The following is a 13,791-nucleotide window of genomic DNA, read 5'->3' on the forward strand; positions in this document are numbered from 1 at the left end:
GCGGGGCGGGCTAGCCCACCCGCCCGAGGATGAGCGGGCGCGGCTCGGGGGCCTCGTCGGCGATGGTCACGCCCGGCTCGATGGCCTCGAGGGCGCGCGGCACGCGCTCGGGCGTGTCGGTGTGCAGCGTGAGGATCGGGTCGCCGGCCTCGACGCGCTCGCCCGGGCGGGCGTGGATCTCGATGCCGGCGCCCGCCTGGACGGGGTCCTCGCGCCTCGCGCGGCCCGCGCCGAGCCGGCGGCTCGCCACCCCGAGCGCGAGCGCGTCGAGCCCCGCGACGACCCCGGAGCGGGGCGCGGCGAAGACCTCGGTGTGGGAGGCGACGGGCAGCTCGGCGTCCGGGTCGCCGCCCTGGGCGGCGACCACCTCGCGCCAGACCTTGAGCGCCCGGCCGTCGTCGAGCGCCGCGGCGACCTCGTCGTCGGTGACCTTCACGCCCGCGGCGTCGAGCATCTCCGCGGCGAGGGCGACGGTGAGCTCGCGGACGTCGGCGGGGCCGCCCCCGTTGAGCACGTCGACGGCCTCGCGGACCTCGAGCGCGTTGCCGATGGTGCGGCCCAGCGGCACGGACATGTCGGTGATCAGGGCGCGGGTCTCGACGCCCGCGTCGCGCCCGAGGGCGACCATCGTCTCGGCGAGCTCCCGGGCGGCGCCGGCGTCCTTCATGAACGCGCCCGAGCCGACCTTGACGTCGAGGACGAGCGCCGGGGTGCCCTCGGCGATCTTCTTCGACATGATCGAGCTCGCGATGAGCGGGATCGACTCGACGGTGCCGGTCGCGTCGCGCAGCGCGTAGATCTTCTTATCCGCGGGCGCGAGCCCCGAGCCCGCGGCCGCGACGACGGCGCCGGGGCCGGCGAGGATGTCGCGGATCGCCTCCGGGGAGAGGTCCGCGCGCCAGCCGGGGATCGCCTCGAGCTTGTCGAGGGTGCCGCCGGTGTGGCCGAGGCCGCGCCCGGAGAGCTGCGGCACCGCCGCGCCGAGGCTCGCGACGAGGGGCCCCAGCGGCAGGGTGATCTTGTCGCCCACCCCGCCGGTGGAGTGCTTGTCGACGAGCGGGCGATCGAGCCCGGGGTAGCTCGCCCGCTCCCCGGAGCGGATCATCGCGTCGGTCCACGCGGAGAGCTCCCCGCGGCTCAGGCCGTTGAGGAAGACCGCCATGAGCAGCGCGGAGAACTGCTCGTCCGCGACCGCGCCGCGCGTGTAGGCGTCGATGACCCAGGCGATTTCCTCGCCCGAGAGTTCCTTCCCGTCGCGCTTCTCCGCGATGACGTCGACCGCGTCGAACGGCTCCACCGCGCCTGCCGCCATGGCCCTCACCCGCCCCTTCTAACCGTTTACCCGGTGTTAAGCTACCGGCGGCTTTGAGCCGCCGTCACCCGGGCATTCTACCGCGCCCGGCGACCGAAAGGACCCCCATGGAGACCCCCACAGCCACCCCCGATGCGCAGCTGCTCGCCGCCGCCCGGCGCGCCGCGGGCCGCGCGTACGCCCCCTATTCCTCGTTCTCCGTCGGCGCCGCGGCGCTCGCCCCGAGCGGCGCGGTGACCCTGGGCTGCAACGTCGAGAACGCCGCCTACGGCGAGACGATCTGCGCCGAGCGCAACGCCGTGACCACCCTTGTCGCCGACCGCGAGCCCGGCGAGGCGCCCGCCCTCGAGGCGGTCGCCGTCGTCGGGTTGAAGGCGAACCCGTGCTGGCCGTGCGGCGCGTGCCGCCAGGTGCTGCGCGAGTTCGGCTGCCGGCGCGTCGTCGTCGAGGGACCCGACGGCGAGGCGCTGAGCGTGCCGTTCGAGGAGATCCTGCCCCACTCGTTCGGGCCCGAGGCCCTCGAGGGGAGGTAAGGGCTTAGCCATGGAACGCTTTCAGGGACTCATCGGCATCGCGCTTATCGCCGCGATCGTCATCGGATTCTCCGCTCACCGCAAGCGCATCAAGTGGCGCACCCTCGGGGTGGGCTTCGCGCTGCAGGTGGCGTTCGCACTGCTCGTGCTCACGTGGGAGCCCGGCGCGAAGGCGCTCGGCTGGACGGCCGACGTCGTGCAGAAGCTCATCGACTTCACCGCGGAGGGCACCGCGTTCGTCTTCGGCCCCCTCTTCGAGGACGCCGACGGCTTCATCTTCGCGCTCAACGTCCTGCCGGTGATCATCTTCCTCGGCGCGCTCATCGGCGCGATGTTCCACGTCCGCGCCCTGCAGTGGTTCGTGGAGATCGTCGGCACCGCGCTCAACCGCATCATGGGCACCTCGAAGGTGGAGTCGGTGTGGGCGTCGACGGTGATCTTCCTCGGCCAGTCGGAGGCGCCGCTGGTCATCAAGCCGTGGCTCTCGAAGCTCACTCGCTCGGAGCTTTTTACCTGCATGTCCGGCGGCTTCGCGTCGGTGGCGGGCTCGACGCTGGTGGGCTACTCACTGCTCGGCGCGCCGCTTCCCTACCTCTTGGCCGCCTCGATCATGAACGCGCCCGGCTCGCTGCTCATCGCGAAGGCGCTCATGCCGGAGACGGAGGAGTCCGTCGCGAGCGCGAACGTCCGCGAAGTCCGCGACACCGAGAACCGCAACCTCATCGAGGCGCTCGGCACGGGCGCGCTCAACGGCGGGCGCGTCGCGATCAACGTTTTGTGCATGCTCATCGCGTTCGTCGCGCTCATCGCGATGCTCACCGCGATCATCGGTGGTATCGGCTCACTCTTCGGGCAGGACAACTGGTCGCTCGAGGGGCTCTTCGGGCTGCTCTTCGCGCCGGTGGCGTGGGTGATCGGCGTGCCCTGGGACGAGGCCGCCCAGGTCGGCAACTTCATCGGGCTCAAGACGATCCTCAACGAGTTCGTCGGCTACACGGCGTTCTCCGAGTACGCGGACGTGCTCAGCGACAAGTCGGTGATGATCTCGACGTTCGCGCTCGCGGGGTTCGCGAACCTCTCCTCGATCGCCATCCAGATCGGTTCGTTCGGGGCGCTGTGCCCCGAACGCCGCGGCGAGGTCGCCTCCCTGGGCGTGAAGGCGCTGTGCGCCGGCGCGCTCACCAACCTCCTTAACGCCGCGATCGTCGGCGTCGTCGCCCCGATGTAGCCCCTCCCCGGCCCGCCGCTCGGGCCGGGGCCGCGCGCCCTGTTTCTGGGCCGTCCGGGGGTTACCCCCCCGCCCCGCCCGGGCCGAGGCGCCCCACCGCCCCGCCGGCGGCCGCGGGCGTAGGACGGGGAGCGCCGCGGGCGAAACACGAAGGGCCCTCCCGGCTGAACCGGGAGGGCCCTTCAATGTGTGTCTGTGGTGCGCCCGGAGGGATTCGAACCCCCAACCTTCTGATCCGTAGTCAGATGCTCTATCCGTTGAGCCACGGGCGCGCGCTCACTGTCCTTCGCGTGAACACTCGGGAAACTGTAGCGCCGCGGGGGCCGGCGGGCAAACCGCGAGGCCAGCGCCCCGCGGCCGGGCCGCGGGGCGGGGTGTCGCCGCTAGAGGACGATGCCGAAGACGGGCACCGCGATGAAGTAGGTGACCAGCGTGACGAGCACGACGGCGATCGCGTTGAGCCAGACGCCGCCCTTGATCATCTCGGAGATCTTCACGTACCCCGAGCCGAAGGCGATGGCGTTCGGCGGGGTCGCGACGGGCAGCATGAACGCGCACGTCGCGGCGAGCGCGACCGGGATGGTGAGCAGGAGGATGTTCTGCTCCTCGCCGCCGGAGTTGAGCCCGATGCCCATTGCGACGCCCGCGAGGATGGGCAGGAACGTCGCCGCGGAGGCGGTGTTCGACGTGAACTCGGTGAGGGCGAGGACGATGAGGGCGACGACCGCGATGAACACGATCGTCGGCACGCCCGCGAGCCCCGCGGTGAGGCTGCCGATCCACAGCGACAGGCCCGACTCGGAGAACATGCTCGACAGAGCGAGCCCGCCGCCGAAAAGGAGCAGCACGTCCCAGGGCAGCTCCTTGGCCGCGGCCCAGTCCATGAGCTTCACGCCGGGCTTCGTGCCGGCGGGCACGAGGAAGAGCAGCACGGCCGCGGCGATGGCGATGACCGCGTCGGCGACCTTGATATCCGAGCCGACCGCGTCGATGATGACGGGCACGAAGATCCACGAGAGCGCCGCGGCGACGAACACGATGGCGACGCGGATCTCGGGGGCGGACATGCCCTTCATCGCGGCGAGCTCGTTCTTGATGAGCTCCCGGCCGCCGGGGATCTCGTCCATCTCGGGCTTGAAGACCGTCACGAGGACGAGCCAGGCGAGCAGCATGAACACCACGGAGAGCGGCACGCCGACAAGCATCCACTGCCCGAACCCGATCTCCACGCCGTGGTTCTCCGACATGTAGGCCACGAGCAGCGCGTTGGGCGGGGTGCCGATGATCGTGCCCACCGAGCCGATCGACGCGGAGTACGCGATGGCGAGCATGAGCGCGGTCGCGAAGCGCTTCTGGTTGCCCATGCCCCCGACCTGGTCGGCGGTGAGCTTGAGGACCGCGATGCCGATCGGGAGCATGACCACCGCGGTGGCGGTGTTGGACACCCACATCGACATGAACCCGGTGGCGATCATGAAGCCGAGCACGAGCCGCCTGGGCCTCGTGCCCACGGCGAGCACCACCGCGAGCGCGAGGCGGCGGTGCACGTTCCAGCGCTGCAGCCCCAACGCGAGCACGAAGCCGCCCATGAACAGGAAGATCGTCGGCTCGGCGTACTTGCCCGAGATGTCGCCCACGGCGATGACCTGGGAGAGCGGGAAGGCCACGAGCGGGACGAGCGCGGTCACGGCAAGCGGGATCGCCTCGGTCATCCACCACACCGCCATGAGCACCGCGACCGCGGCGGTAATCCGCATCGCGCCAAGCGAGTAGTCGGCGTCATCCTCGGCGGCGTCCCCGACCTCGCGGACGACGTCCATGGCGTTGTCGGGGAAGAGCAGGAAGACCGCGACCGCGGCGACGATCCCGACGATGAGCCCGATGATGCGGCGGCGGTTGACCCCCGGCTCCGGGGCCTCGGCGGCGAAGCCCTCGGCCTCGCGTTGGGACTGATGCACCTCTGGCGTGGTCATGACCCGTCCTTTTTGTTCACCGTTTAGTAAATTTTCTGCGGTGAACGGTACCACACCATTAGGGTGGGACGGTTATCGATTACAGCCGGGCGCAGGTTTGACGGGCGGCACGCCGGCCGCTAGATGCCGAGAACGGTGCGGGCGATGAAGAAGTAGATGATAAGCCCCGTGGCGTCGCAGAACGTCGAGATGAACGGGTTGGAGAACACCGCCGGGTCGGCGCCGCACGTCTTCGCGATGAGCGGCATGATCCCGCCGACGGTCGCGGACATCGTGCAGATCGCCAGCAGCGTGGTGCCCATGACGATGCCCAGCGGGAGGCTGTAGATCACCGAGGCGAGCACGAAGCCCAGGATGCCGAGCAGCGCGCCTAGCGTGAAGCCGACGCGCACCTCGCGCCACATCACCGAGAGCACGTCCCCGGTGCGCACGTCGCCGAGCGCGAGCGCGCGCGTCACCGTCGTGGCGGCCTGGTTGCCGGTGTTGCCGCCCGTGCCGGTGAGCAGCGGGATGAACAGGGAGAGCACGATCGCCTGCTCGAGGGTCTCCTCGAAGGTGTCGAGCACCTTGACGGTCAGCAGCGCGGAGACCGCGAGCACGAGCAGCCACACCACCCTCGAGCGGACGATGCGCATGAGCGGGGTGGAGAGGTAGGGCTGCTGCAGCGGCTCGGAGCCACCGATGCGCGCGGAGTCCTCGGTGTCCTCCTCCTCGACAATGTCGTGCGCGTCGTCCGCGGTGAGCAGCCCGACGAGCCGGTTGGAGTCGTCGACGACCGGCAGCGCGAGGAAGTCCAGCGGCAGGAACCAGCGGGCGGTCTCCTCGGCGTCGTCGTGCGCGTTGGCGACCACCGGCTTGGTGACGATCTCCTCCAGCCGGGTGCCGGACGGCGCGGTGAAGATCTCGCGGAGGGAGCAGATGCCCTCCAGCCGGCGGTCCCTGGAGATCACCGGCAGCGAGTAGATCGTCTCGACGTCGTCGGCGCTCTTCTTCAGCACGGTGAGCGCCTCGTCGACGGTGAGGTCGACGAAGAGGGAGGGCACCTCGGGCGACATGCGCCGCCCCACCGAGCCCTTCGGATAGCCGAGCACCACGCCGGTGATGTCGCGCTCGGAGGGCTCGAGGTTGCGCATGAGCCGCTCGGCGATCTCCGCGGGCAGCTCGTCGAGCAGGGAGACCCGATCGTCCGGGTCGAGCTCGTCGAAGAACTCGAAGACCTCGCGGTTCTGCAGCGCGCCGATGAGGTCCGCCTGGTGCGCGGGGTCGAGCGCGTCGAACACCTCGATCGCGCGGCGCCGCGGCAGGAGCCGAAGAGCCACCGCCGCGCGGCTGCCCTGGTAGCGCTCGACGAGGCGGACGATGTCCTGGATCGGCGGGTCCTCGAGATAGCGCTGCAGGGTCTTCGCCTCGGCGGGGGAGATGCTCTCGTCCGAGCGGAGCAGCTGGTCGAGGGCGTCGATAGAGTTCTGAGCGTCCATCCCGGGGACCTCCGGTTTCTCGGTCTGACACGTTCCCGGCGGCCGAGCGCGGCCGCGGACACATCATAGAGGCTCGCCCCGGGCGAACAAGGCGAACGGCGGCCAGCGCGCCCCGCGGCGGCACTGGATACGGGCGAAGGGCCCGCCCGGCTCCGGCCGGAGGGCCCTTCGGCTATTCGTTATTGCGAATGAGAGTGGTGCGCCCGGAGGGATTCGAACCCCCAACCTTCTGATCCGTAGTCAGATGCTCTATCCGTTGAGCCACGGGCGCCTGGCGGAGACGAGAGGATTTGAACCTCCGGTCCTCCGTTAAGAGGACAACTCATTAGCAGTGAGCCCCATTCGGCCGCTCTGGCACGTCTCCAGCCCGCAAGACGAGACCTGCGAGTCTCGCCAAGCTGCCTGGCATGCTACCCCGCGCGCCCCACGGGCCGCAAAAACCCACCCTCCCCGCCGGGAGGACCCCTATGGGAAGGCCATCCCGCCACGTAGACTCAATTGTCATGCTGCGCGAAGACCTCGACGCCATCCCGGCCTACGTGCCCGGCGCCCACCTGCCCGAGGCGGTCGCCCTCTCCTCGAACGAGTCGCCGCTGCCGCCGCTGCCCGCCGTGCGCGACGCCATCGCCGGGCTCGCCGGCGCCGCGAACCGCTACCCCGACATGGGCGCCGCCGACCTCAAGGCGGCGCTGGGCCGGCACCTCGACCTGCCGGCCGCGCGCGTCGCGGTGGGCTGCGGTTCCTCGGCGCTCCTCCACCAACTCATCCAGGCGACCTGCCGGCCCGGCGACGAGGTCGTCTTCGCGTGGCGCAGCTTCGAGGCCTACCCGATCCTCGCGCGCGCCGTGGGCGCCCGACCCGTCGAGGTGCCGCTCGACGGGGAGCACCGCCACGACCTTCCCGCCATGGCCGACGCGATCGGCGAGGACACGAGCCTCGTCATCGTCTGCAACCCCAACAACCCCACCGGCACGACGATCTCGGCCCACGAGTTCGAGGACTTCCTCGCCCGCGTGCCGGAGTCGGTGACGGTCGCGCTCGACGAGGCGTACGCCGAGTTCGACCTCTCCGACGCCTCGCCGAGCGCGCGGCGCCTCATCGACTCCCACCCCAACCTCGTGGGGCTTCGGACCTTCTCGAAGGCCTACGGGCTCGCGGGGCTTCGGGTGGGCTACGCCTTCGGCTCCGAGGAGATCGTCGCCGCGCTCGACAAGGTCGCCATCCCCTTCGGGGTCAACGCGCTCGCCCAGGCCGCGGCGCCGATGGCGCTCGCCGAGCAGGACGAGCTCCGGGACCGGGTCTCCCTCATCGCCGCGGAGCGGGAGCGCCTCGCCGCCGAGCTCGGGGCGGTCGCCTCGCAGGCGAACTTCGTGTGGCTGCCTGCCAGCGACCTCGCGCCGCTCGAGCCCGCAGAGATCGCCGAGCGCCTCGCGGGGCGCGGGGTGCTCGTGCGCGCCTTCCCCGAGGGCGTGCGCGTCACCGTCGGCACGCGGGAGGAGAACGATGCGCTGCTCTCGGCGCTGCGGGCGGTGCGCGGTGGCGCTTAAGGACGACGCGCTCACCGCGTTTCGCTTCACGCTGCCGGTCGCCGCGGCCTACGTTCCGCTCGGCATGGCGCTGGGCATCTTCGCGGTCGACGAGGGGCTCGCCTGGTACTGGCCGGTCATCGCGGCGACGATCCTCTACGCCGGCTCCGCGGAGTTCTTGGCGATCGGGATGATCGCCTCCGGGGCGAGCGTCGTGCAGGCCGCGGTCAACGCGTTCGTCGTCAACTACCGCCACGTCTTTTACGGGCTGTCCTTCCCCCTGCACCGCATGAACGGCCCCGCGGCGCGCGCCTACGGCGTCTTCGCGCTCACCGACGAGGCCTACGCGGTGACCTCGGCCGGCGCGGGTGCCCGCATGACGGGCCGCCAGCTGCTGCTCTTCCAGATCTTCATTCAGGTGTGGTGGGTCTCCGGGGCGGCGGTCGGCGCGCTGCTCGGCCAGTTCATCCCCGACGAGATCACCGGCTTCGATTTCGCGATGACCGCGATGTTCACCGTGCTCGCCGTGCAGGCCGCGCTGCGCGTGCCGCACAAGCTGTTCTACGGCGCGATCACGGCCGTCGCGATCGCCGCGGCCTTCGCCGCGGAGCGCCTCGTCCACCCCGACCTGTTCCTGCTCGCCGGGCTTATCACCTACCTCGCGCTGATCAGCGCCGGCTACGCCTACGCCCAGCGCGAGGAGAGGGGAGGCCGTACCCGTGTCTAGCCTCTACCCGCTGGCGATCATCCTCGCCATGGCCGCGGTGACGTTCCTGCTGCGGCTCGCGCCCTTCGCGCTGCTCAGCCGCGTCAAGGACGCGCCCTACCTGCGCTTCCTCGCCGAGACGATGCCGCTCGGGGTGATGGTGCTGCTCGTGGTCTACTCGGTGCGCGACACCCCGGTGAGCGAGCCGCCCTACGGGCTGCCCACGCTCGCGGCCGTCGCCGTGGCGGTGGGGCTCTACCTGTGGCGCCGCAGCGCGCTGCTCGCGATACTTGCGAGCATCGCCTGCTACGTCGCGATCACCAGCGCGCTCTAGGCCGCCCCGGGACCCGCGGATGTGCCTAGAGTCGGGGGCATGGCACACGCGATTCTCGTCTCGAAGAACGATAAGGGCGAGCTCTCCCCCGCGCTCGTCGAGCCCGGCACTAACGGCGCCCCGGACGCGGCGGAGCTCGAGGGCGACGGCGACGTCCTCGTCGAGGTCACCCACTCCTCCCTCAACTACAAGGACGCGCTCGCGCTCGGCGGCTCCGCGCAGATCGTGCGCCGGCCCCCGCTGGTCGCGGGCATCGACGCCGTCGGCACGGTCCTCGAGGCCACCGGCGAGGCGGCCGAGCGCTTCTCCCCCGGCGATAGCGTCACCTTAAACGGCGAGGGGCTCGGCGAGACCCACCACGGCGGCTACCAGACGCGGCTTCGGCTCCCGGCCGAGAAGCTGCTGCGCCTGCCCGAGGGCATCGACCGCTGGCACGCCGCCGCGATCGGCACCGCCGGCTACACGGCGGCGCTGTCGGTGAACGCGCTCGCCGAGCGGGTCGAGCCCGGCGACGGCACGATCGTGCTCACCGGCGCGACCGGCGGAGTCGGCTCGGTGGCGCTCGCGCTGCTCTCCACGCTGGGCTACCGGGTCGCGGCCGTGACCGGCCGGCGCGAGGAGTACGGCGACTACCTCACCGGGCTCGGCGCCGCGGAGATCCTCGACCGCGCGGAGTTCTCCGAGCAGGGCAAGCCGCTCCAGAGCGCGCGCTTCGCCGGCGGCGTCGACACGGTCGGCTCGCACACGCTGGTCAACGTGCTCGCGCAGGTTCAGTGGGGCGGCACGGTCACCGCCTGCGGCATGGCGCAGGGCAACGACCTGCCCGGCACCGTCATCCCGTTCATCCTCCGCTCGGTGCACCTCGCGGGCATCGACTCGGTCACCGCTCCGCTGCCCGTCCGCGAGGCCGCCTGGGAGACGCTCGCGAAGCACCTCGACCTCGACGTGCTCGAAGGGCTCAGCCAGACCATCGGCCTGGGCGAGGTCATCGACGCCGGCGAGAAGCTCCTCGCCGGGCAGTGGCACGGCCGCACCGTCGTCGACGTCGCCGACTAGAGGCCCCTCGGGTCGCCGCCGCGCGGCGGCAAGGAAAGAGCCCCCGGCCCCACGACGCGTGGGGACCGGGGGCGCTACTTTCGCTCGGGCGGAGGCGGCGGGATTTGAACCCGCGGATGGGAGACCCATCGCTGGTTTTCAAGACCAGTGCATTCGGCCGCTCTGCCACGCCTCCCTCTGCCGCCGCCGCGCCCGGGCAAAAAAGAGCCGGGCGCGGCGCGACGGCCCATCATCCTAGCCCGGGCCCGGTGCCGCGGCGAACCGCCCGCTATGCTCCGGGAGTATGAAGGCTGTCACACTCAAGGACCAGGACGATCCCTCCTCGCTCGTCGTGGGCGAGGTCGACGCCCCGACCCTCCGCCCCGGGGAGGCGCTCATCAAGGTGCGGGCCTCGGGCGTGAACCGCGCGGACCTCGCGCAGGCGCGCGGCAACTACCCGCCCCCGCCGGGCGCCTCCGAGATCCTCGGGCTCGAGGCCTCCGGCACCGTCGCCGACCCCGGCGACACCGGGCTTAAGCCGGGCGCGGAGGTCGCGTGCCTGCTCGCCGGCGGCGGCTACGGCGAGTACGTCGCCGCCCCGAAGGGCCAGATCGCGCCCGTGCCCGAGCCCTTAAGCCTCGTCGAGGCCGGCTCCGTCATGGAGGTCGCCTGCACCGTGTGGTCGAACCTCGGGATGGTCGCCGGCATTAAGTCCGGCCAGCGGGTGCTCATCCACGGCGGGGCCGGCGGCATCGGCTCCATGGCCATCCAGGTCGCCAAGGCCACCGGCTGCGAGGTCGCCACCACCGCGGGCTCGAAGCGCAAGCTCGACCACTGCGCCTCGCTCGGCGCGGACATCCTCATCAACTACCGCGAGGAGGATTTCGCCGAGGTCCTCGGGCGCAGCGTGGACGTCATCCTCGACGTCGTCGGCGGCGAATACCTCGAGCGCAACCTCAAAGTCTTAAACAACGACGGGCAACTCGTCGTCATGGGCCTGCAGGGCGGCCGCAAGGCCGAGATCAACTTGGGCGCGATGATGCCTCGGCGCCAGAGCCTCCACGCCCGCACCATCCGCGCCCGCGGCCTTAAGGACAAGGCCCGCATCGTCGCCTCGACGGTTGAGCACGTCTGGCCCTGGCTCGCCGAGGGCAAGATCCGCCACCACGTCGACCGAGTCTTTCCCCTCGAGAACGCCGCCGACGCGCACGCCGCGCTGCTCGACGGCTCGCTCGTGGGCAAGGCCGTGCTCGACCACGAGGCGGCCGGCGCCGGGGATCGGGGCTAGGCGAACCGGGCGCGCGGGGAAGCCCCTAGGCTTAGTCTTAAGATCGACGCGGCGGACCGGCGCGCACGACGCGCCAGGGCCGCCGAACCGCACGCGTCGGCCGGGCCCGGCCGGGCCCGCCGCCTCTTGTCCAGAAGGATCCGCCCATGTCGCTCAACGACTCCATCGCGGCCGCGGTCGCGAAGAAGGACCAGCTCTTCTACCAGGACTTCGCGCGCTTCGCGATCCGCGCGATCCTCGCGGGCGCGTACCTCGCCATAGGCACGGGCTTCGGGGTCGTCGCCGGCGACGCCGTCGCCCAGTACGCGCCCGCGCTCGGCCCGGTGGTCTTCGCGCTGTTCTTCGGGCTCGGGCTGTTCTGCATCATCCTGCTCGGCGCGGAGCTCGCGACGGGCGACATGATGTACTTCTTCTACGGCGCGACCCAGCGCAAGGTGAGCTGGCTGAAGTCCGCGGGCGTCATCGTCGCCGCGACGCTGCTCAACCTCGTGGGCGTGCTCATCGTCGCGCTCATCCTCGGCTACTCGGCGAAGCTCTCCGGGGCGGGGCCGGACCACCTGCTCGTCAGCCTCACCGAGGGCAAGCTCGAGAAGTCCCCCGGCCAGCTTCTCGCCGAGGGGATCCTCGCGAACTTCGTCGTCAACATGGGCGTGCTCGGCTCGACGTTCGCGAAGGACGTCGTCGGCAAGTTCGTCGTCATCGTGCCGATCATCGCGATGTTCGTCGGGCTCGGCCTCGAGCACGTCATCGCGAACTTCTGCCTCATGCTCACCACCCTCTTCGCCGCCGACCCGCTGCCCGACTCGCTCACCCTCGGCGCGGTGCTCACCAACTGGGGGATCGTGTGGGTCGGCAACGTCATCGGCGGCGGGCTGCTCATCGGCGCGGTGTACTCGACGCTCAACAAGGGCGAGAGCGCCTACCGCGACTAGCCCTTCGGCGCTATTACCCGGGGGCGCGGAGCAACCGGCCCGGTCCTCCCCGCCCCGGCGGGGCGGCGGGCGCACGCCGCGCGGACGAGGCCACCGCGGGCGCCGCAGGCCCCTAGGCCAGGGAGGCGACCGCGCGGGTGAGGTGCTCGACGTCCTTGACGCGGTTGAACGCCGCGAGCGACACCGTCACCGCGCCGCCGGCCTCCCGGACGCCCATCGCGTCGAGCAGCAGGCTCTCCGGCGCGAGCGTGGTGAGCAGCCCGTTGTCGGTGAGGCGGCGCTGCACCGTCTCGGCGGGCACGCCCTCGACCATGAAGCTCAGGCGCGGGAGCCGGTCGGCCTCGAGATCGAGGCCCTCCTCCCCGGACACACCCAGCACGTGCACCGCCGGCAGCGACGCCAAGAACGTCACGAGCTCGCGAGCGAGCTGCGAGAAGTGCCGGCCCACCTCGCGGGCCGAGGCCTTGAGCCGGGCGCGGCGCGGCCCGGACTCGCCCACCCCGCCGAGGCGGGCGATGTGCTCCACCAGCGGCGCGACCCCGCCGGCGAGCGCCGCGGAGACCGGCGACTCGAGCGCCAGGACGGAGCCCTCGGGGGCGGCGGGGTTGAGCGCGTCGAGGCGCCTGACCATCCGCGGGTCGCGGAACACGAGCGCCCCGAGCTGCGGCCCACCCAGCGCCGCGAAGTCGAGCCCGATGATGTCCGCGTCCCAGTCCTCCGCCTCGACGAGCCGGTAGCTCGCGTACGCGGTGGCGTCGACCAACACCCACAGCCGCGAGTGGGCGTGCGCCCGGGAGACGATCTCCTTGACCGGGGTGATCGTGCCGAGCAGGTCGTGCGCGGCGGGGAAGGACACGAGCCTCGTGGTGCGGTCGACGATGTCGTCGTACTGCCCAGCGGGAAGGAGCCCGGTGGCGAGGTCCGGCTCGGCGACGACGGTGCGCGCCGCGGGCGTGTCGAGCGCCCGGTGGAGCGCCGGCCGGTCGTGGCGGGAGAGCACGACCGAGGAGTCGTAGCGCAAAACGGGCCGCATCGCGCGGATCAGGTCGCGGTAGAGGTGCTCGAGGCTGGGGCCTAAGACCACCCGGTCGGCGGTCGCGCCGACTAGGTCGGCGACGGCGGCGCGCGCCGCCGCGAGGTAGAGGTCCCCCTCAAATCGGGGCCTCGCGGAGAGCCGGCGGTGCGAGCCGGACTCCTCCCGGCTTAGGCGGTTGTTCGCGGTGCGCAGGGCGCGCACGATGCCGCCGTCGACCTTGACGGGCACCTGCGGGGCGTCGTGGGCGTTGAGGTAGGTCCACTCCTCGCCGAGCGACGCGTAGAGACCACGGACGCTCGCGACATCAAAGCCCATTAGCCATCCTTTCCTCTGGCGCGACTGGCCGCGCCCGGACTCCGCCCTGGTGCTCCCCGGCGGCGGGCCCGCTCGCGCGGGCGGCCCGCCGCGCG

Annotated in this window: 12 protein-coding genes and 4 tRNA genes; 8 read left to right on the top strand and 8 right to left on the bottom strand. The window is 71.6% G+C overall.

Annotated features, from left to right (window positions below; translation table 11 throughout):
• Positions 1-10: 10 nt before the first annotated feature.
• Positions 11-1,312, bottom strand: coding sequence for a thymidine phosphorylase (locus tag HMPREF9719_RS08380; protein ID WP_004601563.1), 1,302 nt, complete (start codon positions 1,310-1,312; stop codon positions 11-13).
• A gap of 107 nt (positions 1,313-1,419) precedes the next feature.
• Here HMPREF9719_RS08380 and HMPREF9719_RS08385 point away from each other — a divergent pair, with 107 nt between their 5' ends.
• Together HMPREF9719_RS08385 and HMPREF9719_RS08390 are read left to right on the top strand one after the other, a co-directional pair.
• The gene (locus HMPREF9719_RS08385; RefSeq protein WP_004601564.1) at positions 1,420-1,845 is read left to right on the top strand and encodes a cytidine deaminase; all 426 of its coding nucleotides are present in this window, start codon (positions 1,420-1,422) and stop codon (positions 1,843-1,845) included.
• A 10-nt stretch (positions 1,846-1,855) separates the two neighbouring features.
• Entirely contained in the window at positions 1,856-3,073 is a 1,218-nt protein-coding gene (locus tag HMPREF9719_RS08390) for a NupC/NupG family nucleoside CNT transporter (protein WP_004601565.1), read from the top strand.
• Between the two features lie 196 nt (positions 3,074-3,269).
• On the opposite strand, the gene HMPREF9719_RS08395 is transcribed toward HMPREF9719_RS08390, so the two are convergent.
• From HMPREF9719_RS08395 to HMPREF9719_RS08415, 5 genes are all read right to left on the bottom strand, one after another.
• A tRNA-Arg gene (locus tag HMPREF9719_RS08395) sits at positions 3,270-3,345 on the bottom strand.
• A gap of 111 nt (positions 3,346-3,456) precedes the next feature.
• Complete coding sequence (locus HMPREF9719_RS08400; RefSeq protein WP_004601566.1) at positions 3,457-5,046, bottom strand: SLC13 family permease; 1,590 nt, start codon at positions 5,044-5,046, stop codon at positions 3,457-3,459.
• Between the two features lie 119 nt (positions 5,047-5,165).
• Complete coding sequence (mgtE, locus tag HMPREF9719_RS08405; RefSeq protein WP_004601567.1) at positions 5,166-6,524, bottom strand: magnesium transporter; 1,359 nt, start codon at positions 6,522-6,524, stop codon at positions 5,166-5,168.
• Between the two features lie 195 nt (positions 6,525-6,719).
• Positions 6,720-6,795, bottom strand: a tRNA-Arg gene (locus HMPREF9719_RS08410).
• A 1-nt stretch (position 6,796) separates the two neighbouring features.
• A tRNA-Ser gene (locus tag HMPREF9719_RS08415) sits at positions 6,797-6,888 on the bottom strand.
• Positions 6,889-7,027: 139 nt separating this feature from the next.
• On the opposite strand from HMPREF9719_RS08415, the gene hisC reads away from it, so the two are divergent.
• From hisC to HMPREF9719_RS08435, 4 genes are read left to right on the top strand one after another with little or no spacing between them, the layout of a single operon-like run.
• Positions 7,028-8,071 (top strand): histidinol-phosphate transaminase, encoded by a 1,044-nt coding sequence (gene hisC, locus HMPREF9719_RS08420; RefSeq protein WP_174269538.1) that lies wholly within the window; start codon positions 7,028-7,030, stop codon positions 8,069-8,071.
• On the top strand, positions 8,061-8,777 hold the full coding sequence (locus HMPREF9719_RS08425; RefSeq protein WP_237737910.1) for an AzlC family ABC transporter permease: 717 nt from the start codon (positions 8,061-8,063) through the stop codon (positions 8,775-8,777). Before hisC ends, HMPREF9719_RS08425 begins: the two co-directional genes overlap by 11 nt.
• Positions 8,770-9,090, top strand: coding sequence for a branched-chain amino acid transporter permease (locus tag HMPREF9719_RS08430; RefSeq protein WP_004601570.1), 321 nt, complete (start codon positions 8,770-8,772; stop codon positions 9,088-9,090). Before HMPREF9719_RS08425 ends, HMPREF9719_RS08430 begins: the two co-directional genes overlap by 8 nt.
• A 39-nt stretch (positions 9,091-9,129) precedes the next feature.
• Positions 9,130-10,146: an MDR family oxidoreductase gene (locus HMPREF9719_RS08435; RefSeq protein WP_004601571.1), complete on the top strand. Its 1,017-nt coding sequence runs from the start codon at positions 9,130-9,132 to the stop codon at positions 10,144-10,146.
• Positions 10,147-10,235: 89 nt separating this feature from the next.
• Here the strand turns inward: HMPREF9719_RS08435 and HMPREF9719_RS08440 are convergent.
• Positions 10,236-10,321 (bottom strand) — tRNA-Ser (locus tag HMPREF9719_RS08440).
• Between the two features lie 108 nt (positions 10,322-10,429).
• Here HMPREF9719_RS08440 and HMPREF9719_RS08445 point away from each other — a divergent pair.
• Together HMPREF9719_RS08445 and HMPREF9719_RS08450 are read left to right on the top strand one after the other, a co-directional pair.
• Positions 10,430-11,413 carry an NAD(P)H-quinone oxidoreductase gene (locus HMPREF9719_RS08445; protein WP_004601572.1) on the top strand — a complete coding sequence of 328 codons (984 nt, stop codon included), beginning with the start codon at positions 10,430-10,432 and terminating at the stop codon, positions 11,411-11,413.
• Between the two features lie 146 nt (positions 11,414-11,559).
• Positions 11,560-12,345, top strand: coding sequence for a formate/nitrite transporter family protein (locus HMPREF9719_RS08450; protein WP_004601573.1), 786 nt, complete (start codon positions 11,560-11,562; stop codon positions 12,343-12,345).
• 112 nt (positions 12,346-12,457) lie between these two features.
• Here HMPREF9719_RS08450 and HMPREF9719_RS08455 read toward each other — a convergent pair whose 3' ends face one another.
• Complete coding sequence (locus HMPREF9719_RS08455; protein WP_004601574.1) at positions 12,458-13,696, bottom strand: aminotransferase class V-fold PLP-dependent enzyme; 1,239 nt, start codon at positions 13,694-13,696, stop codon at positions 12,458-12,460.
• Positions 13,697-13,791 lie beyond the last annotated feature (95 nt).

The sequence above is a fragment of the Corynebacterium otitidis ATCC 51513 genome, assembly GCF_000296405.1.
GTDB classification, from domain to species: domain Bacteria; phylum Actinomycetota; class Actinomycetes; order Mycobacteriales; family Mycobacteriaceae; genus Corynebacterium; species Corynebacterium otitidis.

Coding starts and splice junctions, on each gene's coding strand:
- HMPREF9719_RS08380 (WP_004601563.1), bottom strand. CDS start 1,312: ATGGCGGCAGGCGCGGTGGAGCCGTTCGACGCGGTCGACGTCATCGCG.
- HMPREF9719_RS08385 (WP_004601564.1), top strand. CDS start 1,420: ATGGAGACCCCCACAGCCACCCCCGATGCGCAGCTGCTCGCCGCCGCC.
- HMPREF9719_RS08390 (WP_004601565.1), top strand. CDS start 1,856: ATGGAACGCTTTCAGGGACTCATCGGCATCGCGCTTATCGCCGCGATC.
- HMPREF9719_RS08400 (WP_004601566.1), bottom strand. CDS start 5,046: ATGACCACGCCAGAGGTGCATCAGTCCCAACGCGAGGCCGAGGGCTTC.
- mgtE (WP_004601567.1), bottom strand. CDS start 6,524: ATGGACGCTCAGAACTCTATCGACGCCCTCGACCAGCTGCTCCGCTCG.
- hisC (WP_174269538.1), top strand. CDS start 7,028: ATGCTGCGCGAAGACCTCGACGCCATCCCGGCCTACGTGCCCGGCGCC.
- HMPREF9719_RS08435 (WP_004601571.1), top strand. CDS start 9,130: ATGGCACACGCGATTCTCGTCTCGAAGAACGATAAGGGCGAGCTCTCC.
- HMPREF9719_RS08445 (WP_004601572.1), top strand. CDS start 10,430: ATGAAGGCTGTCACACTCAAGGACCAGGACGATCCCTCCTCGCTCGTC.
- HMPREF9719_RS08450 (WP_004601573.1), top strand. CDS start 11,560: ATGTCGCTCAACGACTCCATCGCGGCCGCGGTCGCGAAGAAGGACCAG.
- HMPREF9719_RS08455 (WP_004601574.1), bottom strand. CDS start 13,696: ATGGGCTTTGATGTCGCGAGCGTCCGTGGTCTCTACGCGTCGCTCGGC.